The organism is Meiothermus sp. (genome assembly GCF_026004075.1).
GTDB lineage: Bacteria > Deinococcota > Deinococci > Deinococcales > Thermaceae > Meiothermus.
On sequence record NZ_BPIK01000001.1, the window covers coordinates 1,503,923 to 1,526,756 of the forward strand.

At 61.6% G+C, this 22,834-nt stretch carries 11 protein-coding genes; 6 read left to right on the plus strand and 5 right to left on the minus strand.

Annotated elements, in window-relative coordinates; genetic code table 11:
* The first annotated feature begins 2 nt into the window (after positions 1–2).
* The 6 genes from Q0X18_RS07245 (at position 3) to Q0X18_RS07270 (ending at position 5,284) form a co-directional block, all read left to right on the plus strand.
* The gene (locus Q0X18_RS07245) at positions 3–1,166 is read left to right on the plus strand and encodes an ABC transporter substrate-binding protein (protein WP_297560378.1); all 1,164 of its coding nucleotides are present in this window, start codon (positions 3–5) and stop codon (positions 1,164–1,166) included.
* Positions 1,167–1,327: 161 nt separating this feature from the next.
* Complete coding sequence (locus tag Q0X18_RS07250; RefSeq protein WP_297560380.1) at positions 1,328–2,185, plus strand: branched-chain amino acid ABC transporter permease; 858 nt, start codon at positions 1,328–1,330, stop codon at positions 2,183–2,185.
* Positions 2,182–3,090: a branched-chain amino acid ABC transporter permease gene (locus tag Q0X18_RS07255; RefSeq protein ID WP_297560383.1), complete on the plus strand. Its 909-nt coding sequence runs from the start codon at positions 2,182–2,184 to the stop codon at positions 3,088–3,090. Before Q0X18_RS07250 ends, Q0X18_RS07255 begins: the two co-directional genes overlap by 4 nt.
* Positions 3,083–3,799: an ABC transporter ATP-binding protein gene (locus tag Q0X18_RS07260; protein WP_297560385.1), complete on the plus strand. Its 717-nt coding sequence runs from the start codon at positions 3,083–3,085 to the stop codon at positions 3,797–3,799. Before Q0X18_RS07255 ends, Q0X18_RS07260 begins: the two co-directional genes overlap by 8 nt.
* Positions 3,796–4,500: an ABC transporter ATP-binding protein gene (locus tag Q0X18_RS07265; protein WP_297560388.1), complete on the plus strand. Its 705-nt coding sequence runs from the start codon at positions 3,796–3,798 to the stop codon at positions 4,498–4,500. Before Q0X18_RS07260 ends, Q0X18_RS07265 begins: the two co-directional genes overlap by 4 nt.
* A gap of 25 nt (positions 4,501–4,525) precedes the next feature.
* On the plus strand, positions 4,526–5,284 hold the full coding sequence (locus Q0X18_RS07270; protein WP_297560390.1) for a 3-hydroxybutyrate dehydrogenase: 759 nt from the start codon (positions 4,526–4,528) through the stop codon (positions 5,282–5,284).
* Here Q0X18_RS07270 and dnaG read toward each other — a convergent pair.
* The 5 genes from dnaG to Q0X18_RS07295 all read right to left on the minus strand — a co-directional run bounded on the left by dnaG (position 5,281) and on the right by Q0X18_RS07295 (position 22,577).
* Complete coding sequence (gene dnaG / locus Q0X18_RS07275; RefSeq protein WP_297560392.1) at positions 5,281–7,059, minus strand: DNA primase; 1,779 nt, start codon at positions 7,057–7,059, stop codon at positions 5,281–5,283. The two genes, Q0X18_RS07270 and dnaG, sit on opposite strands and share 4 nt — an antisense overlap.
* Positions 7,060–7,341: 282 nt before the next feature.
* Complete coding sequence (locus tag Q0X18_RS07280; protein WP_297560394.1) at positions 7,342–10,386, minus strand: adenylate/guanylate cyclase domain-containing protein; 3,045 nt, start codon at positions 10,384–10,386, stop codon at positions 7,342–7,344.
* Positions 10,387–10,738: 352 nt separating this feature from the next.
* Positions 10,739–11,203 carry a hypothetical protein gene (locus Q0X18_RS07285; RefSeq protein ID WP_297560396.1) on the minus strand — a complete coding sequence of 155 codons (465 nt, stop codon included), beginning with the start codon at positions 11,201–11,203 and terminating at the stop codon, positions 10,739–10,741.
* Between the two features lie 251 nt (positions 11,204–11,454).
* On the minus strand, positions 11,455–14,031 hold the full coding sequence (locus Q0X18_RS07290; protein ID WP_297560398.1) for an outer membrane protein assembly factor: 2,577 nt from the start codon (positions 14,029–14,031) through the stop codon (positions 11,455–11,457).
* Between the two features lie 149 nt (positions 14,032–14,180).
* The gene (locus tag Q0X18_RS07295) at positions 14,181–22,577 is read right to left on the minus strand and encodes a translocation/assembly module TamB domain-containing protein (protein ID WP_297560400.1); all 8,397 of its coding nucleotides are present in this window, start codon (positions 22,575–22,577) and stop codon (positions 14,181–14,183) included.
* Positions 22,578–22,834 lie beyond the last annotated feature (257 nt).

Consider the following 22,834-nt stretch of genomic DNA (forward strand, 5'->3'; position numbering starts at 1 on the left):
GCATGAAAAAAGTTTGGATGGTTCTTTTGGCAGTTTTGGGTCTGGCTGGGCTGGCCCTGGCCCAGACCACGGTGCGGGTGGGCGTGCTCCTGCCCATCTCGACCGTAGCGGGCAAGGCCGCTCTGAACGGAGTACAGCTCGGCGTGGATCAGGTTAACGCAGGCGGGAAGGTAAAGATTGAGCTGGTGGTGGTGGACGACGGCAACACCCCGGCCACCGCGGTGCCGGCCCTCACCAAGCTGATGACCGTAGATCGGGTGGACATCGTGATCGGCGGGCTGGCCTCGGGGGTTACCTTTGCCCTCTCGGGGCCGGTGAAGCAATACCAGCCGCTTTTCCTCTGTATCGGAGCGGCCAGCAGTGTGGTGGAGCAGGCTTTTAGCGACTACAATCGTTTCTTCCACTACCACCCCTGGGATTACCACAACGTGGCGGCGGCCCTCGAGTTCTTCAAGTACCTCTACGACAGCGGGGCCCGGCGGGTAGCCATCCTCTACGAAGATGGGCCTTTTGGCTCGGCGGGCATCCAGACCTACCGGCAGCAGCTCGAGCGCCAGGGTTACACTGTGCAGGCCGAGCCTTTCAAGTCGGGTTCGGGTAGCTTTACCGCCATTCTGACCCGCCTCAAGGGCTTCCGGCCCGACATTCTGTACTGGATCGGCTACGACGTGGACGCCCTGCCCATCGCAGCGCAAGCCCGGCAGGTGGGGCTCGAGCCCAAACTGATCTACGGGGCCCCCCCGGCCTGGCCGACTGGCTTTGAGAAAAACAAACTTTCCAACGACATAGCCGGCATGACCGCCTGGCTGCCCTCGGTAGCCAACAACGAAAGCCGCCGCTTCGTGAACCTTTACCGGCGCAAGTTCGGCGAAGTCACCGACGAGTACATGGCCCCCATGGGCTACGTGATCGCCCTGAGCCTGGGTAAAGCGCTCGAGGCCGCGGGCTCCACCGATAAAGACCGGGTCGCAGCCGAGCTGGCCAAGGTTCAGATGGATACCCCCTTCGGCCCCCTATCCTTCAAGCCCTCCGATACCGGGCGTACCCGCTACCAGGGCTTCAATCAGAGCATCTGGCTGCAATTCCAGTATCTGGAGGGCTCACGCCGGCCAGTCTTCCCGCCCAGCCGCTCCGCTCGGCCCCTGCGCTTCCCTGGTAACTACTAAGCCTGGGCCTGGCACTCAGCTCTGATGAACCCCAACGGCCCCCGTTGGGGTTCCGTCCCAGGCCGAGTACAAATTGCACCAATCTCGTTGCGGTTCGGGTTGAATAAATGCTGCCTACTCGCTGGGTGTCAAACTAAACGGAGCCAATCCCGACAAACTTTATGGAATTGCTACTGCAAACCCTCATCAACGGCATCCTGGCCGCCGGCATATACGCGCTGGTAGCCAGCGGACTTGCCCTCGCGGTAGGCGTGGTAGGCATCGTCAACTTTGCCCACGGCGAGTTCACCATGATCGGGGCGTTCGTCGCTTATCTGCTCTTTGTAAGCACCGGTCTGGATCCTTTCCTCTCCCTAGGATTGGCTGCCCTAGTGCTCTTTTTGGTAGGAGCCATTACCTATCTAGGGCTAATTCAACCGGTTTTGGCCGCACCCGAGCTCAACCAGATGCTGCTTACCTTTGGTCTTTCGGTAGCCTTGCAAAACATCGCCCTGTTAGTCTTTGGCGCCGATACCCGGGTGGTCTCTACCAGTTACCAGGGGGCTACCCTGAGCCTGGGGAGCCTTTCGTTTGGCGTACCACCCTTACTCGCTTTTGGGCTTTCGGTAGGTATCTTGGGTGCGCTTTACGGCTTCCTAGATCGCACCCGGCTGGGTCTGGCCGTACGAGCCGTAGCGCAAAACCGGCTGGCGCCGGGGCTTCTGGGCATCGAGACCCAGCAGGTTTACCTGCTGGCTTTTGGGCTTTCGGCTGCCCTGGCTGGAGTAGCAGGGGTAATGCTCTCGGTCATGCTTTACGCCTCCCCTACCGTGGGCTTTGCCTACACCCTCAAGGCTTTTGCCATCATCGTAATGGCCGGGCTGGGCAACCTGCGAGGGGTAGTACCTGCTGCTGTTATCTTGGCCATGGCCGAAGCCCTGGTCAGCACCTATGTACCAGGTGGAGGTGGGTGGGTGGAGGCCGTCTTTTTTCTGGTCATCTTCGTGGCCCTTACCTGGCGTAGCTGGAGGGCCGCATGATACTGGTGGGACTACTTTTATTAGTAGCACTGGTACTGCCAGGACTACCGTTGGGTGAGTGGCGGGCCTTTTTGCTGGATACAGCCCAGTTTGCATTCTTGATAAGCGCTTTAGCCCTGGCCTGGGACTTGCTGGCCCGCACCGGGCAGCTCTCGCTGGCCCACGGGGCCTTCTTCGGCCTGGGGGCTTACGCTGCCGCGCTCGCGGCCCCCGCCCTGGGCACCCTTCCCGCTCTGCTGGTCGGGGGGGTGGTAGCTGGAGCCTCGAGCCTGTTTCTGGGCCTGGCCACCTTGCGGTTGCATGGGATGTATTTTGCCATCGCCACCCTGGCTTTCAGCGAGGTTATGCGTACCCTGGTACTCAAAGCAGCGTTTACCGGTGGAGCCATCGGCTTACCGGTTCAACCCGCTTTCGGTGGAGCTTTCCCCCTGGGGGGCTACTATCTAGCAGTTCTGGTACTGGCCCTGGCTGCGGGGGTGAGCCTACGCCTGGGTAGAAGCCGCCTGCACTATGCCATGGCCGCTACCCGGCAGGGCGAGGCTGTGGCGCGGGTGCTGGGGGTACCGGTGGTACGGGTTAAGCTCCAGGCTTTTATGATTTCGGCCTTTCTGGCAGGGCTAGCGGGTGGGGTCTACGCAATGAAGACGCTGTTTCTCTCCCCTTACGATGCTTTTGGTCTGGGCCGCGCGGTGGAGGCCCTGGTAATTCCCATTTTCGGTGGGCTATATACCACCACCGGGCCGTTGCTGGGTGGGCTGATCATCGTGGGCCTCGAGACCTGGCTACGGCTACGGATTGGCGAGGGCTACCTGGTGGTGTATGGGGTGATATTGGTGTTGACCATCCTATTTTTACCCAAAGGGCTGGTGAGCCTCTTTCGCCGCAAGGAGGTGAGGCGTGCTTAGTATCCAGGGCCTTTCCAAGCGCTTTGGCGGGGTGCTCGCGGCCAACTCGGTCAATCTCCGGGTAGAGGCCGGTGAAATTCTGGCGGTGATTGGCCCCAACGGCGCAGGCAAAAGCACTCTCCTGAACCTGATCTCAGGTCTTTTGCGGCCCGACGAGGGTCGGATCGAGTTTTTGGGTGAAGCCATTACCCAGGCCCCCCCCGAGGCGCGCACCTGGAAGGGGCTGGGGCGGGCTTTTCAGATCGTGCAGCCGTTCCCCGAGATGACCGTGTGGGAAAATCTTCTGGTCGGGGCCCTGTACGGCAAACCCAACACCCCGCTCAAAGTGGCCGAACGCGTGGTGGAGGAGGTCATCCAACTAACCGGGCTGGCCCCCAAAGCCCAGACCTCAGCTGGAGAACTCACGCTTTTAGAAGATAAACGGCTGGAGCTGGCTCGAGCCCTTTGCACCAGACCCAAGCTCTTGCTCCTGGATGAGGTAATGGCCGGGCTGCGCCCTTCGGAGGCTTTGGAGGCGGTGGAGCTGGTACGGCGTATTCGCGATAGCGGTGTAACTGTGCTTTTCATCGAGCATCTCATGCCGGTCGTGCGGGCCCTGGCCGACAGGGTGGTGGTAATGGATTACGGCCAGGTAATAGCGGAAGGCCCCTACGACCTGGTAGCCACCAACCCCAAGGTGCGCGAGGCCTATCTAGGGAGGGCTTCGTGAGGCTCAGCGTAACCAATCTAACAACCGGCTACGGCAAAGCCCAGGTGCTGTTTGGACTCACACTCGAGGTAGCCACAGGCGAGCTGGTGGCCCTTCTGGGGGCCAACGGGGCCGGCAAGACCACAGCCTTGCGCAGCATCTCCGGCCTGCTACGGCCCTGGGGCGGCGAGGTGCGATTGGATGAGTCCAGCCTGTTGAGCCTCTCGGCAGCCCAGCGGGCCCGCCGGGGCCTGGGGCACGTACCCGAGGGACGGCAGCTTTTCCCCCTGATGAGCGTTGAGGAAAACCTGCTTCTGGGTTCAGCTTTTCTGGCCTGGCCCCAGCGGCAGGAACAGTTGGAACGCATCTACACCCTCTTCCCCCGCCTAGCCGAGCGGCGGGGCCAGATGGCCGGCACCCTTTCTGGGGGTGAGCAGCAGATGCTGGCAATCGGGCGGGCCCTGATGGGCCGGCCCAGAATTCTGATGGTAGACGAACCCAGCCTGGGGCTTTCCCCTAAGCTGGCCGAGGAGGTGCTGACCACCCTGGCCCAGGTGAAGGCCGAAGGGGTGGGGGTGCTGCTGGTCGAACAGAACGTGGCGCTGTCGCTGGAGGTGGCCGACCGGGGCTATGTGGTGGAGCAAGGGAAGGTGGTTCTGAGCGGTAGCGCCAAAGAGCTTTTGAGCAATCAGGGGGTACAGAAGGCCTACCTGGCTTTGTGAGCCTCGAGCAAGATAGCATAGAACTATGCAGCTAGATGGAAAAACAGCCCTCATCACCGGCGCTGGTAGTGGCATTGGCAAGGCCATCGCCGAAGTGTTCGTCAGGGAAGGGGCCAAGGTAATCCTGAACGACCTGTCCCCCGCAGCGGGAGAAGTCGCCGCAGCCGTGGGGGGCAGCTTTATTCAGGCCGATCTCTCCGATCAGCGGGCGGTGAAAGACCTGGCCCGGCAGGCGCTTGAGCTAGGCCCTATCGACATCCTGGTCAACAACGCAGGCCTACAACGCATCCATCCGGTGGATGAGTTTCCCCTGGAAACCTGGAACCTCATGCTCCAGGTGCTGCTCACTGCTCCCTTTCAGCTCATTCAATACATCCTGCCCACCATGAAGCAAAAGCGTTGGGGCCGGATCATCAACATCGCTTCGTTGCACGGATTGGTCGCCAGCCCTTATAAATCGGCTTACATTTCGGCCAAGCACGGTCTGTTGGGCCTGACCAAAACTGTGGCCCTCGAGGTTGGCGAGTACGGCATCACCTGCAACGCCATCTGCCCGGCCTACGTGCGCACCCCCTTGGTAGAGTCACAAATTGCCGACCAGGCCCGTACTCTGGGCATCCCCGAAGCCGCGGTCGTTGGGCAAGTGATGCTGGCTCCCGCCGCCATCAAACGCTTGATTGAGCCCGTGGAAGTAGCTGAGTACGCGCTCTTCCTGGCCTCCGACAGGGCTGGGGCCATTACGGGTTCGGCCCAGGTGATGGATCTGGGCTGGACGGCCCGTTAGCGCTTATACACCCGCCGCTCCGCTTCGATGGCCTGCAGCACCTCTTGGATCTCTTTAGTTAGAGTACGAGTCTCGTCGAGGTCGGTGGTACTTTTGAGTTGGGCCTTTAGTTTGTCTAGGCGCATTTCGTAGTACACCTCGCGTACCCGGGCCAAGGCTACGTTCAGGTGGGCCTCGAGGCTCTTTCGATCGAAGCTGGGGCTTTTCATCAGAACATCCATCAAGCGGGCCCCTTCGCCGCGTTGTTCAAAGTGCTTCAGGATACGGCTCTTGCCCTGCTCGGAACGGGCGGCCTGCATAAATTCGGCCAGTAGGCTCCCCTCCGGCGGCCAGGTGTGGTCTTCGACATAAAGCGCCCACTGCAAAAACTCTTCCTCGGGCACCGAGTATAAAAGAGCAATAACGTCCAGCTCGCGCAAAAGGCGTTTTTCCGTGAGATCAGGCCGGCTTAGACCAATGCCCTGGGTTCGATCGGGGGCAGAAGAGGCCTTTCGCTTGGGGGTACGGGCCCGGGCCAGATAATCTTCCAGCGCGCGTGGGGTCAGCTCCAGCGCACCGATGACCTTGGCCTTTAGCTTTTCGACCACCGGATCGAAGGGTTCGCTGGAGATTAGGCGGGGTTTGAGGGCCTCGAGGATTTTTTGCTTGTGTTCCGGCTTTTTGAGGTCGAGCCCCGCCGAAGCCACTTCGAAGCGGTACTCCACCTCGGGCAGCGCACTCTCCAGTGCAGTATCGAAACGGTCTTTACCATCTGGAACAAGCAGCAAGTCGCCAGGGTCTTTGCCGCCCTCGAGCAGCACTGCATACACCACAAAGCTGCGAGCAATCTCCAGGTTCAGGCTTTGCAAGGTAGCCTTGCGCCCGGCCTCGTCGGCATCGAACGCGAGATAAAGCTCGGTAGCATCGGCCCGTCTCAATAGGTGGGCCTGCTCAACCGAGAGCGATGAGCCCAGCACCGCCACAGTCTCAGGAAAACCCATCTGGTGCAGGGCTATTACATCGAATAGTCCCTCCACCACCACCGCCCGTCCGCGCTCACGAATGGCCGCGCGGGCCTGAGGGTAGCCGTACAGCAACTGGCTCTTCTTGAACAGGGCCGTCTCTGGAGAGTTAAGGTATTTGGGATTATCGTCTTTTTCCAGGGCTCGAGCCGTAAAAGCCACGATGCGGCCCAGCGGATCCAGGATAGGAAAGGTCACGCGGTGGCGGAAACGGTCGAAGTAGCGCCCTTCGCGCTCCATGAGCACTCCCGCTTCCAGGCCTTCCTGTGGACTTACACCGTGTTCATGGAGGTACTTGACCAGGCCATCCCAGCTTTTGGGAGCATAGCCCAGGCCAAACTGCTCGATGGAGGCCGGGGTCAAACCACGCGCTTGCAGGTATTGCAGGGCCGGGCCTGGCAGGTGGGAGCGGAAATAGGCCTGGGTGAGCTCGAGGACTTGCAGAGCCTCCTTGCGCCCGGCAGAACGCCCCTTATACTGCGGCAGCTCTACTCCGGTCTCCTGAGCCAGGCGCTCCAGGGCTTCACGAAACTCGATGCCCTCGATTTTTTGCAGAAAAGCAAAGATGTCCCCTCCGCTCTTGCAGCCAAAGCAGTAGCAGAGTCCTTTGTTCTCGTCTACCTGAAAAGAGGGGGTTTTTTCCTGATGAAAAGGGCATAAACCCTTCCAGGTGCCCCGGCCGCTCGGTTTAAGCACCACGTACCGGCCCACCAGCTCTCGGATGGACATCCGGGAGCGGATAAGTTCGATGGCTTGGGCGCTTTGAGCATCCATATACAGTGCGGGTGTCAGACCGTTGGCCTGATGAAATTTAGAACCCTATTCTAACTCGCCATAGCAATTTGGAGGCCAAACCTAAAGGCTCCTGAAAATTGGGACTCCGGCGCCAGCTGTGGTGGGAAACGCAAAGTCCCAAGGCCCCGGTAGAGGGTCATATACATTTCGGCAGTATCGTTTAGCCTTGCCAAAGTGAAGGATACTGCCGAAATGCACCCCTTTGATTACACCCAAAGGTGAAGGGTTCAAGCAGAAATGGTATCAAAGGGCTAAGCCAACCTACTCGAGCTGTTCCGAACGCGGCTCCAGATGCCTGGCGGGCTGCTGGAGATACCATCGTGCCAAAACGCCCAAGATTCCGTATCCACGAAGACTATGGGCTCTTATGGGGGGTTTTTCACCTCTGAGCTGCCCCAGCAGCAGGGTTTTCCATAGGTGGGCCAGTGGGGTCTTGGCCTCGAGTTCCAGCAGGCTGGAAGGGTCGCGTCCAGAAGCCAGTAGAAGTTGTGCACGGAACAAACGAGCATAGTCATGCTGCACCACAAAGCCCGTAGCTGCAGTCTGACGCAACAGATAGCCCGAGATGGCCAGCGCCTTTTTGGGGTTGCGGTCTTGCTGCATAAAACCAAGCACAAGAAGCGCATAGAAGAAGAGGGTGGGATTACGGCTCCGCTTTGCCAGCAACACCGCATTACGAGCATGGACAACCCCGCCCTGCCCCTGGTATTCAGTACGGATACCCCTCGCCAGTTCACAAGCTGCCTGTAGCTCCGGATCTCCCTGGTCGTCCAGACCTTTGAGCAGTCGCTCAAACATCTGGTGGTTATGCTGTCCCGGGGCAAAAGCATAGGCCAGGGCTAGAAGGGCCAACAGACCTGGAGAGGGCATCCGGGTCACCGCCGACTCCCCAAAGTACAGCGCGTCGTCTAGCTGGCCCGACTCTAGCAAATAGCGCAAGCGGACACGGCTTACCCACTCAATCACCCAGGGGGGTGCACCCTCGAGCAGCAGCAAGCTTTCCTCCAGCAAAGCACCCGCTTCTTCCAACCGACCCAGGTCGAGCTCGAGTGCAGCCAGGTTGCTGTTATATAGGCTAGTAAACCAAGAAGGCAGTACCTCACCCGGCGGAGGGCCCAGGGCGCTTATGGCATCGCTGGGCCTGAACTGCCTCCAGAGTGCCTCGGAAAGAAGCTGACGCGCCTCGAAACTTTCAACTGGGCTATGGGTATAGGCGCTGAGACAGGCTTCGCACTCAGCCTGGGCCAGATCAAACCGCCCCATGCTCAGCCAGCCTCGAGCGCGAACCAGCATAGCGGCCCCTTCGAGGTATGCGGGGAGGCCTTCCAGCAAGTTTTGTGCTTCGTCGATGGGCAGCGTACGGGCCAGCGCCAGCACCAGGCGAGGTTCAACAATTTCCTGGGCTCTGGGCAGCTCCACCCGGCCCGCTCGAGCCGACAAGGCGCTGACCGGCTCCGAAGGCCGGCCATACGGGCGCTCAAGAGCCAGGCTGGCCTCGAGTCGAATCGCCCAGGCCCGCTGATGCACGGTTTGAGGGAGTTCCTGGGCCTCCAGTGGAAGGTGTGCGAGCTCGAGGGCTTCCGCATAGCGGCCCAAGGCCAGGTGGGCTTCGGCTGCCTCGAGCGCCGCCTGCCAGCGCACATTACCCTCGGCCAGACGCAGAGCCTCGAGGTAGCCCAAGATGGCCGCCGAGTAACGCTCCTCTGCCCAGGTCTGCTGTGCAACCACCCGCCACATACGGTAGGCCGTGGCGGTGTCACCCGCCGCTTCCAGGTGGGTTGCAGCCTCGGCCAGGCGGCCCTGGCGCTGATACCAGCGCGCCGCCTGCTGGTGCCAGTTTTGCACCTGCTGCCCGCCTACCTGGCCCAGAATTGCCTCGCGCAACCAGGGAATAGCAAATCGGAGCTGGCCGCGGTCGTCGGCCTCGAGATAACCCTCCCCCACCAGCCGGGTTAGATCGGCCTCCTCACCTACCAGGTGCCTTACCAGCTCGGGCGGAACTGTAGAACCCAGCACTGCCGCTGCCTGCAGGGCCACCCGGGCCAGTCGGGGCAGGCTATCCAGCCTGGGTTGAAACAGCGGAATGGGTTCAGGCTCGCCATTTGAGGTCAGGCTCAGGGCTTGCACCGCCAGGGGGAACCCCCCGCTTGCCTCGGCCAGATGAAGGCTGGTGGCCGGGCCCAGGTCGGGCCGAATCCGCAAAATCAGGCGCTGGGTATCCTCCAGTGAGAGGGGCTCGAGCAAAAGGGGTTCTAAGTCGTCGGCGGCCTCCCAGCGGTTCTGGCGCGCCACCAATAGCAGCATGACCCCAGGGGGCGCAGGCTGTCGGGTGAACTCCAGCACGGTTGGGTCGGCATTATGCATATCTTCCAGCACCACCACAAGCGGCCCCCACTGGGCTACTCGTGCCAAAAGTGTTCTCCAGGTCTCAATCAGCAGGCGATCGAGTTCACCAGTGGGCAGGCCTGGATGGGCTTCGATACCTATGCTGAAATCCAGGATTGTACGCAGGTGCTCAGGCAGCTCGAGCTGCCTTAGTTGGGGAAGACCGCCGGGTAGTAGCTTTTGCAGAGCCTGCTGCAAAGCATAGCGCATGGTCACGCCCGTGGTTAGCCGCGGAGCCATCACGCTACGCACGCCATCCGGAAGGGTCTCGACAAAGTGGCGGGCCAGATAGGACTTTCCTACCCCCATCGGGCCATACAACACCACCCGCCGACCCGTACCTGCCCGAACCGCCTCAAGCGCCCGGCGTAAAGCGCCTATCTCCTGCTCCCGGCCCAGTACCTCCGGCGGATCCGTACGCAATCCCAAAAACCGAAACGGCGTCAAAGGTTCTGCGTAGCCTTTGAGGGGTTGGGGCGGCAGCGCCTCGGTGATCGCGCTTGGAACGAGACGCATGGTGGTTGCATCACACCAAACCTCACCTGGAGGAGCAGCCTGCGATAATCGTTGTGAAAGGTTGATGGCCGGCCCCAGCACGGTCTGATCGCCCACCAATCCCCCGCCCAGCGGTGTCCGCAAAACCAGTCCGCTGGCTACTCCAGCCCGCCCAGGCAGGGTACTCGAGGCCACCATAGCCTGTGCCGCCTCCAAAGCCGCCCGAGCATCTGATTCCTGGCTGCGGGGCACCCCAAACACTGCCAAGAAACCGTCGCCAAAAAACTTATCGATGTGACCCCCGTAGAGCCGCACATGACTCGCAGCCATCTGCAGGGCAGTATTGGCAGCCTCCCAGGTATCCTCCAGTGGGTGGGCCAGCGCATACTCGGTGAACCTCGAGAGGTCAAAAAAAACTGCGCTCACCCACCGCCGTTCCTGTACAAAAGACCCCCCAGGCAACAAAGTATTTCCACAGCGAACGCAAAGTTCTTCACCTTCAGTATTGGTGTGACCGCAGCGGGGACAAATCATAGGGCAAAACCACGTTTAGGAATGCTGCTCGATGCGATGAAGGGTGTAAGAAGTTTACACCATGTACCGCTGGGATACTTCCTTCATTAGGAAATTATGAAGTCTTTATCTCGGCCCAGCTCAAAACCGTAGACGTGTTAAGTAAAGCTACGGATGGGATACATATTACAGGGGCAGGTATAGTCTCTGGCAAGACGCTTTCCAAGCCAAATACAAACCCCACATTTGGGTTTGGTGCGAACTGCTACCGCAATTGCACATCTGAGCGGAAAACCATCAGCGGTGGGGCCAGGTGAACCTTAATTAGCATTCCTGGGCTTGGTGAATTTGCAGCAGCCAGGACGATTTGCAGATTTTTTTCGTTGCTTGCGTCATCTAGCTCCAATACAAAATAATGGGCATCCAGAACTTTTTCGACCCGGCCAGTTACTTTATAGCGTCCTCCACCAAGGTGCTCAACAGAGGGAGCATCTGAAGTCGGTTCCCAGTGTAGGGCCTGTCCATGCACAATGAACAAGGCTTCTTCGCCGGAAAAAGGCGTCAGAGTTCGGTCAAAAACAAACAGAGGGCCCCAGGGGGTAAGAACCTCGAGCAAAGGACTCCCCATCGGTTCAGGGCTTACAGGCCAGGTTTGGGCGTAGTTGGAAAATCGCTCCCAGAAGGATTCGGGGCTGTCCTCGAGGGCCACACGTCGGATCGTTGCATTCATCACCACTCATGATAACGCCCACTCAATCCCGAAAGTCAGGGCAGCACGATCCACGTCGGGTTCTCCAACCCAACAAATTAGCCGATTTACCAGGAGGGCACCCCGGCTCTGCTCGTCGAAGCAGCCGCCTATCTTCCAAGGGGCAATGCCGCCCTCCACTATACGGACAACTTCGGTCGGGTTGATTCGCTAGCCTTCGAAGACGAACGAATCGAATCTGGCATTATGCACTATTCGGCCCCAACGTGGTATTAGAACCCAAGCCCCAAACGCAGCGCAAAGCGGCCCGAGGGATTGCGCTGGCTAAAGCCATAGTCCAGGCGTATGGGCGGCAGGATAGCCCCCAGCAAATCGAGATTAACCTGCAGGCCGATACCAGCACCCAGGAAAAAGGCATCTAGATCGCCCGAGGCAGGCCAGAGGCGGCCAAAGTCGGTGAATACAAAGCCGTAGACGTTGGTTCCACCCGTCGGGCTTAGTCCAAAATCGTAGCCGTACTCGATGGAGCCGTTCAATACGGTAGTACCTTTATCGAGGAAGCGGGGGTCATAACCGCGCAAGGTAGTGATATCGGTGCTGTTACCCCCCAGGCTAAACTTTTGACTGTCTTGGGCGGTTCCTAGAATGGTGCCAAGCGAGAGCCTTAGCCCCAGAGCCTGACGTGCCGCCTGATCTAGCTGGAAGTAAGTTCTACCCGTCACCACTACCGGTACATACTGTGTGGGATCCTGGCCTTTGGGGAAGGTAATACCATAGCCGGTGCTGAGGTTGACCGAGAAGCCTTGGGTGGGAAAGGTTGGGCTATTAAGTGTGGTGTAGGTCGCACCAAGCGTGAGGTTCAGAGCCTGGAATTCACGCACGTTCTGGTCAAATTTGTTTTGGGCATCCTGCAGCAGGGCTTCGCTGCACGCTGCATCCTCTGCCACAGGCGGATTGGCGGTGTTGCTCGAGTCCGGCACCTTGACCAAACAACGGGGCCGGTTGGCATCGTTGACTTCCAGTATCGGGATGTTCCATTCCCAGCCCAGCCCTGCCGAAATCCGCAAATTGGGCAAATCGGCACTCAAGGGCCTTGAAATAGAGAAGTTGATACCTGTTTTGCGCTCGGTGTACTGCCATTGCGATGTTCTGTCCTTTTCATCAATGACGCCATCGCCGTTAAGATCGGGGGTGTTGCCGTTGTAGAGTTGCTCGAGGGGAAAGTTAATGTTGGCCTGGGGCTGGCTGTAGACATTGACTCCAAATGAGGTGCGTACCTGTTTGAAGTCGGCGAAATCGATGTATAGCCAGGGAATCCGGTACGAAGCGCTAAAGGTTAGGTACTGGCCCGCATCGTTCGGGTTAATGCCCAAAGTGACGTTGTACTGATGAGCCAATCCCCACAGATTCGTGTCGCTAATGCTAATGTTGCCTTCCCAACCAGTCAGGCTACTCCAGGAAATTCCAGGTATGAAACTGCCGGTTTGGGCCTCGCGAAAGCTAAGCACCAAAATCACATCCTCGGGCTTATCACCCTGCTGGGGTCGTACCCCTGGCGGCTCGCGCAGCAAGCCGGTACGCAGGATGTTGGTAATGCCCTGCCGCAAAGCACCGATCGAAAACAGGCTGCCAACCGGCGGCATCTCGCGCAAAAACACGCTGGGGTCGGTACGGGTTAGTGCGGGTTCGATGCGATAGCCTGCGATGCGCAGTTCGCGTAGCCGCTGCACATAAACCCCGTCGCGAAAACTAATTTCAGGCTGCCCAACCAGGTCGTAGCCGGCGTCGCGGTATTCCCGCAGAATTCGAGCAAAGTCTTCATTAGCTAGAGCCGGGTTATATTCATCGCCGGGCTTGAGCCGTATTTTTGCCAAAAGTGATTCTGTAGGAATGGCCGTATTGCCTTCTATACGTACTTCACGAATCGCCCCGAAACGCTGCTCACCGGCTTGAAAAACCAGGCGAACCCCTTCCTGGCTCACCCGTTCGGGCCTGAAGTCGATGACCCGGCTAATGCTGCGGGATAAAGCATTAACCCCGTCCAGAATCTGGTCGAGGTTGAAGGGATCTCCCACCTTAAGACCCAGTGCGCTTATATCCACCCCTCGAGCGCTGATTTCCACAATTTTGAGTTCGCTAAAAGCCACCTTGAGCACGCCATCGGCCAGGGTGGTACGGGTCAGGTCAACCCCACTACCCCTAAAACCCGCCGCCGCGTATACATCGGCCGTACGCCCTACTGCATCGCGGAAGCGTTCGAATGAGAAGCGCCCGTTCTCGATCACCGGTTGAAAGAGCGGCTCGAGGCGCTCCTTGGGAACATAGGTGGCCGCTCCCACCTCCACCGACTTAACTTCTGGGCTCTCATCGATATTGAAGAAAAGCTCTACCCCACCCGCCACGTCCTTGGTCTCGGGAGTTACCTTGGGTTCAAACGGGAATCCCTCGCTGCGATATATACGCGCCAGTGCCTGGGCAGCCTCAGTGGCTTTTTTGGGATTGAATACCGAGCCCACTCCAATGGCTTGCTCGGTTTCCAGGTAGCGAAGCACGTTGGCTTCGGGAAAAGCCTTGGCCGAGGTTGCCACCTTGGTAATGGTGGGGTTGGTTACCACCTCAACTACCAGCTTGCCGCCCTCGAGGCGCACTCTTGCCTCTCGGAAATAACCGGTATCCAGAACCGCCGCCCGGGCCTGCTCGAGGTCACCCGGCTCATCCCCTACGCCAAAAGGCAGGGAGATACGTACCAAGGCCGCCAAAACGGCGTCCGTACCCCGTACCTCCACCTCCTGTATGGGGGCTGCCAGGGCCAAGCTAAACAACACCATCAAGGTGAACAGTCGCTTCATGCTGCCAACCATATGCGAAAGGCGTGAAGTGCGTGTGAGAGGCGCTGTAAATCCTTTCGCGCTAACGGAGAATCCAAACGGGTAGAGGCCTCTGAGATTAATAACACGGCTTCTGTGATTACCCTGCACTTCCAGCTTCTGATGTGGACTCAATAGCGGAAGGTAAAGCCAATTCCAAACCGTATGCCGTCGCTACGGAACCCATCGCCCACACCCGTAGCCAGCTCAAGGGTCAGATCGGCCCCAATGGGACGAATTGTCCAGCCAAAAGAAATCTCTGGCCTTGGCTGCGGAAAGACCTCCGTGCTAAAGCGCAAGCGATAGTCCCCCTGCAAGTATTCAGCAAAAACCGTTTGGTAGCCGCGCAGGTCAACAGAATACGCAAAGAACAGCTCGGGCGAGAGGTAGCGGCCTATTGTAAAGCGGGTTTCCTCAATAGTGCCGCCATTTAGGGCAGGGATTTCCACGCGCACCTGATCGAGTCCCAAAACCTTGGCCAGTTCGCGCTCGAGCTGCCCGACAATAAAGTTCTGTATCGCCGCCTGTAACCCGGTTTGGGCAATATCAGCAGGCAGGGCCGACAGATCGGAACGACCGAGCAGCAGCAAGGCGTAAATTTCGGCTTCGGTGTAGGGCTGGCCGTCGGATTTGCGGGCTATTTCGTTGTTGTAGATGGCTTCAAAGGTCGGGGTCAGATTAACCTTAATCCGCCCGTTTTGCCGCAGAAATTCCCCTTTGAGGGTAAGGTAAATCTGAATTCGCCGGTTATCCTGGCCTCGATCCTGCACCTGGGTATCGGCCACAATCTGCAGTTCGGGCAAAATTCCAGCCGCCGGGCTGAACCTCGCATAGCTGCGCTGGTCGGAACCACGATCTCGAATGGTAAAGTCGCGATCCCACAGCCTGAAGCTACCGCGCAAGGGCACCACTTCCCCAGAAAGAAAGGGGTTGGAAAAGTCGCCGTTGAGGAAAATCTCGCCTGCAAGCTCGCCCTGGGCCAGCGATTCCTGGATGATGGTGCCCCGGTCGGCCTTGAGCTGGATATTGGCGAATTCCACAGGTACGACGTTGGCTGGGCGGGGGGCGCCGGGCTCGGGGGGCGTACTAATGGTCAGTTCGCGCTGCCCCTCGGGGAAGCCCAGGCGAGCCCGTATCACATCGGCTGCACCCTGAACAATGTAGGCTCCCCGCTGGTAGCGCAAAATAAGGTTGGCCTCGAGCAGGCCCTCGAGCAAATAGTACTGGGGATAACTGACCGGCACCTGACCTTGAAGGGTCAGGATGAGCTGAGGAAAGAGCGTGCCATACAGGCGTGCATCTTGCTTTTGCAGCTTGGCATCTACGGTGTAGGCCGGGTAGTTGAAGCTGAGGTCAAAGGGTTCATTAGGGCTCAGGAGGGGCAGATTGGCCGAGCCCGTGGCCCGCACGGTGAAGTTGCTGAGATCGCCTTCGCCAGAAAGCTGGGCCTCGGCGGGGTAGGGTGCAGTCAGTTTGATGCGCCCTTCAGCACTGGCCGTGTTACCCACCCGCAACACCGCCCGGGGGGTTTCGGCCCGTACCGGGCCTAGCTTGAAGTTAAAGTTCTCCAGTGTGAGGTCGAATGACGCCCCGTTGGAGGTCAGGCGGAGCGTGCCCCCCCCCTCGGGGGCCAGAGGCTTGAGGTTCGGTATAACCTGCAGCACCGGGGTAAAACTGGTGTTCTCCAAACTGAGGCGAAGGTTGCTACCCCGCCGGCCATAGTATCCCGAGCCTGTCCAGGTGCCCTTGCCCGACAGTCCGAGTTGGTCAATATACAGCCGTTCTTGTTCAAAGCGCAGTGCAGCCGTGCCGACCAGGGTATCACCCCCCCCTTGGAAGCGTAGATACTCCCCTACCCAAAGACCCCTGGAGGCCCAGGGGTTGCGGATGTTGTAGCTAAAAGTGGCCTGGCCTGTCCAAAAGGCCTGACCGGCCAGGTCACCAGCCCAGGTAGAAAAAAGCCAGTGCAAAGGGAAAGAAGCCGCCACTGCTTCTCCTGTTAGGATGCCGTTTTCCAGGCGAACTTTAGCCGTAGTACGGTTGGAACCCAGGTTACCCTCTCCCAGTCTCCCTAGCGGGCTGGTTCTCTCAAAGTTGATCTCGGCCCATAGAACACCATCGCCATAAGTACCTCTGGCTTGTGTGGCCAATGCCAGATCGTCGCCCTTGACTCTAAAGCCTGGGCTGCTGAAGTTGAACTCGAGCTGCCCCTGGTTGTACAGCACCAACCCACTGGCTCGCCCGGTCAGGAAGGGCAGGCGGCTAGTGATTTGTGGAACCTCTTCGATAGCCAAGTCTTTAAAACCCGCGCGGGCTCGCAGTCCTTCCCGGTTCAGTACCCCCTGCACCTCGAGATTCCCTACATCACCGCTTAGGAGACCCGAGGCACTCAGCTCTTCCTTCCCTTCCACCAAAAGCCTAAGACGACTCGCAAGCGGCTCGAGCGGCACATCGATTTGCAAACGCCCCTGCCAGTTACCGGGCCCTGGGTATTTGAGTTGCCCTTCAATCCAGGAGCCCTTTGCAGTAATGGTAGCCTCGAGCAAGCGCCCCTCAGCCTCAATCTGCTGTTTTTGTTCGGGATCGCGGTACAGCAGCTTCCAGCCTCCATCGAGGCCAATCTGCCCGGTTAGAGCACCACTTTTCCAGGGAAGCCACTCAGTAGCAGGGTGCACCACACGGAGGTTGGCCTGCTGCCCGACCCCCTCGAGGCTCAAGGCCAGTCCGTAGGCCGTTAAGTTGAGTTCTCCCGCAAGCTGTCCCTGCTTGAAGCTCAGCTCACCCGATCCCAGTTCGGGGGCTAAGAGACGCACAGCAAGGGTAGCCAGGTTCAGGCCGGCCACCAGGCGCCCCCCGGCGAGGGGATAGACCGCCTCGAGCTCGGGCCCCCGGCCCCGCACCTCGAGGTTGCGCACATCCAGCTCACCCGAGGCGCTGCGCTCGGAGAGATTAATCATCAGGCTGCTGGCCCGGCGGGTGCTGGCTGGGGTGGGGCTATCCAGGCTTTCGCGGTTGGGGGCCACCTGCAACATGGGGTAGCGCAGGCGCAAGGCCAAGCCCAGGATGTCGCCCTCCACCACGGGAATCCCCTTGCCGGAAAGCTCGAGACTCCCCTCGCGAAACTTCAGGTGCCCCGACCAGGCCTCCTGGTAGTTAAGAGACCCCTCCAGATCGCCCTGCAGGCTCGCTTGCAGGCGGCTTTGCTGCCAGGTAGCCTGTAAAGCCCCTTTGCGGCCAAATCCAGTCCAGTCCAGGGTGCTTTCCATAGCATTCCACGGCCCGGCAATGCGCCCGCTCAGGCGCAGGCCGCTCAGGTTGTAGTCCTGCAAACGGGCCTCGAGCCGCTCGGGGGTGAGGGTGGCTTCCAGCCCCGGTGCGCGGAGGCGCAGGCGGGCATCCTGCCCCTCGAGACCGGCGGTTTGACCGGCGATCTGGTAGCGACCCACCACCCACTGTCCCGGGTATACGCCCCGGGCCTCGAGGGTGCCCAGGCCGCGCGGCAGGGCCCCCACATACGACCAGTTAAGCTGCAAAGGGCTCAGCCGCAAGCGCCCGGTGAGGGGAGCCAGCTCGTCCAGGCCGCGCAGGTCTATCTCGTTGCCCTGGGCCAGAAGCTGCACCGCTCCCCATTCCGGCACCTGCACCTGTCCGTTGCCCCGCAAGGCTAGCGGGGCAACGTCGAGCTCAAAGCGCCCCTCCAGGCTTGCTGGGGTGTTCTGGGCCGGATAGGGGCCTTTGAGGCTGGCCTCGAGCACCCAGCGGGTGGGCTGGCCCCAGCCCTCGCGCAGCCGCCCCCTCAGGCTTCCCTGCCAGCCTTCGCGGCCCTCGAGCGCCACCCGGCCCTCGTCCAGGTGGGCCTGCCCCACCAGCCGCCCGCCGGGTAAGGGCAGGTCGAGGCGCAACAACCCGCTGGGTGCATTCCCCGCCCAGCGGGCCGTGCCGGTGGCGTAAGGGCCATCGAGTTGCAACTGCACCTGCCGGTCGTAGCGCAGGTCAAAACGCTGCTGTTCGTAGCGGCCCCGAAGCTGTACCTGTAGCCCGGCCGGGAAGGCTGTTCCGCTGGCCTCGAGGTTGGGGCCGCTCAGGGTGAGGGGCAGGCGCAGGCTCTCCCAGGGCCCCTGGCCCTGGGCCTGGAGACGGATGGGCAGGCCCAGGAAGGGCTCGAGGTCGCTGTCCATGCGGAGCTGGAGGATGCCCCGCGCCAGACGGGCCGAGAGCCCCGCCCCCTCGGCCTGGGCCCAGAGCGCCGCTGGCAGGCCTTTGGACGGCGCTGCCGCATCGGAGGATGAAGCCCAGGGAGCGCCCACCCCGTAGCCAAAGCGCAACGCCACCTCGGCCCCGCGCCCTGCCAGGCTGCCCTCGCCCTGCAAGACCGGGGCCCACAGGGTGCCGCTCAGGGCCCCACGGGCCTTGAGGGTGTTCGCGGCCAGAGTGCGGGTATAGCCGACCTGGCCACTTAGTTCGCCTTGGCGGTTGGTACGGGCTTCCAGGTAGGCCTCGTAGGCTGTTCCACGGGCCACCAGACTGGCCCCCTCGCCCCGCAGTTCCAGGGCGATCTGCTCGCCACGAGCCTGCATCTGCCCTGAGAATTCTTCGCCGGTGAGGGCCATGCTGCCCGAGAGCGCGAACAGGCGTCCCCCTATCTCAAGGTTCCCCTGCCCTGCCAGGCGCACCTGCTCGGGGTTGGCCGCCTGGCCCTGGGCTTCGAGCCGCATGGGAGCCGCCCAGGCCAGCGTCCAGCGGGCCCCTTCGCCGCCGAGCCGCAGCGCGCCGCTTTGCCGCAGGTACTGCAGGCTGGAGAGCCGCCCAGTAGCCTGATAGCGGCTCCCCACGCTCGAGAGCTCCAGGCTGGCCTGGGCATAGGGGCTTTCGAGCTGCAATTGCGCCAGCCCCTGGTTTTGCTGGAGGGCGTAGCTGCCCTGGGCCTGTAGCCGGAAGGCCAGGGCCTGGGCCTCCAGGGTGAACGCCGGACGCAGGCGCGGCCCGGTAATCTGGGCCTCCGCCTCGAGCCCTTCCACCCGGTAGGCCAGCCGGCCATTGAGCTGTTCGCCCAGCTCGAGCCGGCCCTCGAGGTTACCGAGCCCGATGACCTGGGGATGCTGGCCGGGCTCGAGCTCCACCAGAGCCCCCACCCGATAGGCCGGGAGGAAAGCCGAAAGGGAGCGGTCTTTGTAATCGAGTGCCACCTGCTGGCCGTATACCTGCAACACCCCTTCCAGCTCGCCTTCAGGTGCAGGGATGGCCCCACCACTCCGGGATAAAACCTCCGCCAGGTCGAGGCGGCCCCGTAGCCGACCCTGCACCTCGGCGTTCCACAGGCGGGCCAGGGGGGCGGTCTCGAGGTCGAAGACCGCCTGCTTTTGGGCGAGCTGCACCCGACCTTCCGGCAGCTCGAGGGTGGCCTGCAACTTCTCCAGGTCGGCGCCTTCGGCCTGTACGGTAGCGCTTACGGGCAGACCCGCGTAGGTGGTGCGCAGGCTACCCTGTACTGCCAGGCTTTCCCCCTCTACGCTGCCCTGCAAAACACCCTTGCGCTCCAGTAGTTGGTACAGCCAGTTCACCCGGCCCACGTAGGAAAGGCCCTTGCCCTCGAGCTCCAGCGGCCCTTCCAGCTTCCAGGTTTGGGCCAGCACGTCCGCGCTCAGGCGCCAGTTCTGCGGCTCCAGGTAGGGCAGGTTGTAGCGCCCCTGCCCTTGGGCCTCCAGGTTATTCCAGGGCCCCGAGACCGCCACCGTGCCGCTCACATAGGGCAGGCGCAGGCTCCCGCGCAAGGCAATGGCCTCGGTGCCAACCATGCCACGCACCGTACCGTAGGGGCTCTGGGCCTCGAGGTTGGCCGGCCCCAGCAGGCTCGAGCCGCTTAGCTGGGCCTGCCCGTAGGGGGTGCTCAGGCTCAGGCGGCCCCCGCGCTCCGACCAGTTGCCCTTGAGGGTTCCGGGCAGCCCCCAGCGGCTCAGGTCGTAGTCGCTGGCGATGGCCCGCAGGCGCAGCCCTTCCAGCGGTTTTCCGGCCACCCACCGATAATCTCCGGCAAAGGTAAGGCGGCTGTTCTGCAAGCGCCCGGCGTAGCTCAGGCTGGTGCTGCGACCCCTGAACTCCAGCGCCCCCTCCAGCCTGGGCACCTGTAAGCGCCCCTGGTAGGCCAGGCCAAAGAGGTCGGCCTGCCCCTGTAGCTGGCCTGCAAACCCGGCATAGTTCAGGCTGCCCCGCACCGCCAGGTTGCGCCAGGATCCCGCCCCGTTCAAGGTTCCAAAGGGGGTGCGCAGCAGCAGGCTGCCGCGCTCGAGGTTGCCCCGGGCCTCCAGGCTGCTGGCCTCGCGGTTGACCAAAAGCGGCAAGGTGCCCTCGAAGGGAAAACCCGCCCGCAGCGCCACCCGCCCCCCCGGCCAGCGCACCTCGGTGCGGCTCACCTCGAGGGGCACCGCAGGCACCTCCACCAACCCCGATACGGGCAGGGTCAGGCGGCCCCTGAGCGCAGTGGTGGGCCAGATGGGGCCAGCGAGCTGGGCATAGCCATCGGCAATGGCCCACAGCACCGAACCGCGCCCCTCCAGCCGCCCGCTCAACCAGGGGCTGTCGAAGCGCACCTGGCCTTTGTAAAGCGAGCCCTGCAAACCCAGGTCGGCCTCGAGGCGGATCTGCGGGCCGAGCTCGAGCGGCCCCCGCAGGCGCAGCCCTTCAGGGCCGTTGGCGGTGATGCGAAGGGTATCGAGCTGGGCCTGGAGCCCCGTGCTATCGGCGGTTCCGCTCAGGGGCAGCACCCGCAAGGGGGTGCGCACCTCCCCCCGGTAGCGGGTGGCCAGATCGAAGAGTTCGCCCTCTAAGCCCAGCCGCTCCCCCTGCAGGTTCCAGTTACCCGAGAGCCTGCCCTGGGCGTAGCGCACCTCGCCGGAGAGCTTCAGGGCCTCCAGAACCTGTAAAGGCAGGTCGCGCACCCCCAGGGTAAACACCCCGCCACGGTACAGCCCGCTGGCCCAGCGGTTGGATAGCCGCCAGGTTTGTCCGTCCTGCTGCACCGAAATGGGAAAGCGGGTGTAGGGTGAGTCGTAGTTCAGGTTTGCGCTAAAGCGCCCGGCCTTGAGGGCGGCCTGGCCCGTGAGCTGGCCCACCAGAAGCTCGAGGCCCGAAAGCTGCATCTGCAGGTTGTCCCAGGTACCGCCAAAGCTCACCGGCCCCAGCCGGCCCTCTACACTCGCTCCTTGTCCCTGCAAGCTGCCCGAGAGGCCAAAGGGTTTGGCGGTGGGGAGGCCCACGTTCTCCGACTGCACGCGCAGGTTCCAGCGCGGCCCGCGGCTCTCAAAGCGCAGCCCGGCCTCTCCCAGCAAAGGACGCGGCCAGACCAGGGTGCCCTCGGCCTGGGTATTGGGGCCCTTGCCGGTCAGGCGCAGGTTGCTCTGGAAGGAGTCGCGCAGCCGGACGGTGTACTCGTCGGTGTTGCGCAGGGCCACCGTGGCCTGAAAGGTGCGGTCGAACAAGGCCCCATCCACCACCGTGTCGAGCCGAAACTTTTTATCGAAGGCCAGCGTGCCCTCGTAGGTCAGGGGTTCGCCCAGCAGGCGGCCTTCGCCGCTGTAGCGTCCGTCTATCACGATGTTCTGCCAGCCCCGGCCCAAAAGCACCAGAGGCCCGCCCCCGCTCACCGGCAGCCGCAGGCCGAAGTGTGCGGCCAGGGCGGGTAGGGTGGGGTTGCCCTCGACCCGGAAGCGGTACTCCTGGCCCGGCAGATCCACCGTGGCCGAGCCCTTGAGGGGGCCGTCCAGGCCGCGTCCGACCAGGTTGGCGGTCACGGTCTGCCCATCGAAGTCCACCGCCCCGAAGATCTCGGTCAGGGTAAAGCCCACAATTTTGACGGCGGCGTTTTTGATCTGGTTCTTGCCCAGGATGCCGTTCTTGACCCTGGGGCCAATGGTCCAGGTGCCCTCGAGCTCCCCCGCCTCGAAGCCATCGAACCAGTAGCGGGCCGCCCGCAGCTCGCCCCTGGCCTCGATCTGCCAGGCCTCAAACTCGCGCCCGGTGCGGCGAACCGTGCCCCAGAGCTTCCCATCGGGCAGCGCCACCGCCACCTGATAGGGGCCGCTGCCGCGGATGGTGGCCCGCAGGGTAGGCAAAAAAAACTTCTGGCTTTGCTCGATCTGCACGCTCACGCGGTTCAGCACCAGCTCATCTACCCGCAACTGAAAGGGCGCAGGGGCCCCTGGCTGGTGCTGCTCGGGGATGAGGGTGTCCCAGCGCAGGAACACCTCGCCCTCCTCGGCCAGGATGCGCAGGGGCAGTTCGCGCCGTTGCAGGCTCAGCAGGTTGTACCCGATGCGTAGCCGCTGGGCCTCGAGCCGGAGCCCGTTGCCTTCCAGCTCCACCCCCCGCAGCTCGAGCCCCCCCAGCAGGTATCCCCCCACCGCCTGCCACCGACCGGTGAAATTGGCCGCTTTAAGGCCTTCCTGCAGGGCGTAGCTGATGAGCGGGGGAAAGGCCGGAAGCCCCACCAGAAGGAGGAGCAGAATTGCCGGAACCCAGCGCCAAAACCGCACCCATTTAGTCTAGCCCAGAACTCTGAGGGGAATCTAGGAAAAAAACCCATCCAGAGCCAATCAAATCTGACTTTTGCTCAAAGGAACTTGATCCGAGTCCAAAACCAGCCGACCCCGGTCTAGGTTTTGTATCAGCATTACAAAACAGCTCCTGTGTGAAAGCGCGCCAGCGCCGACACTACTCTTTACACAGATGGTGCGCGAAACGCTTCACGCTGTCCAGACGGGCTCGACGACCTCTATGGTATGACGGAGAC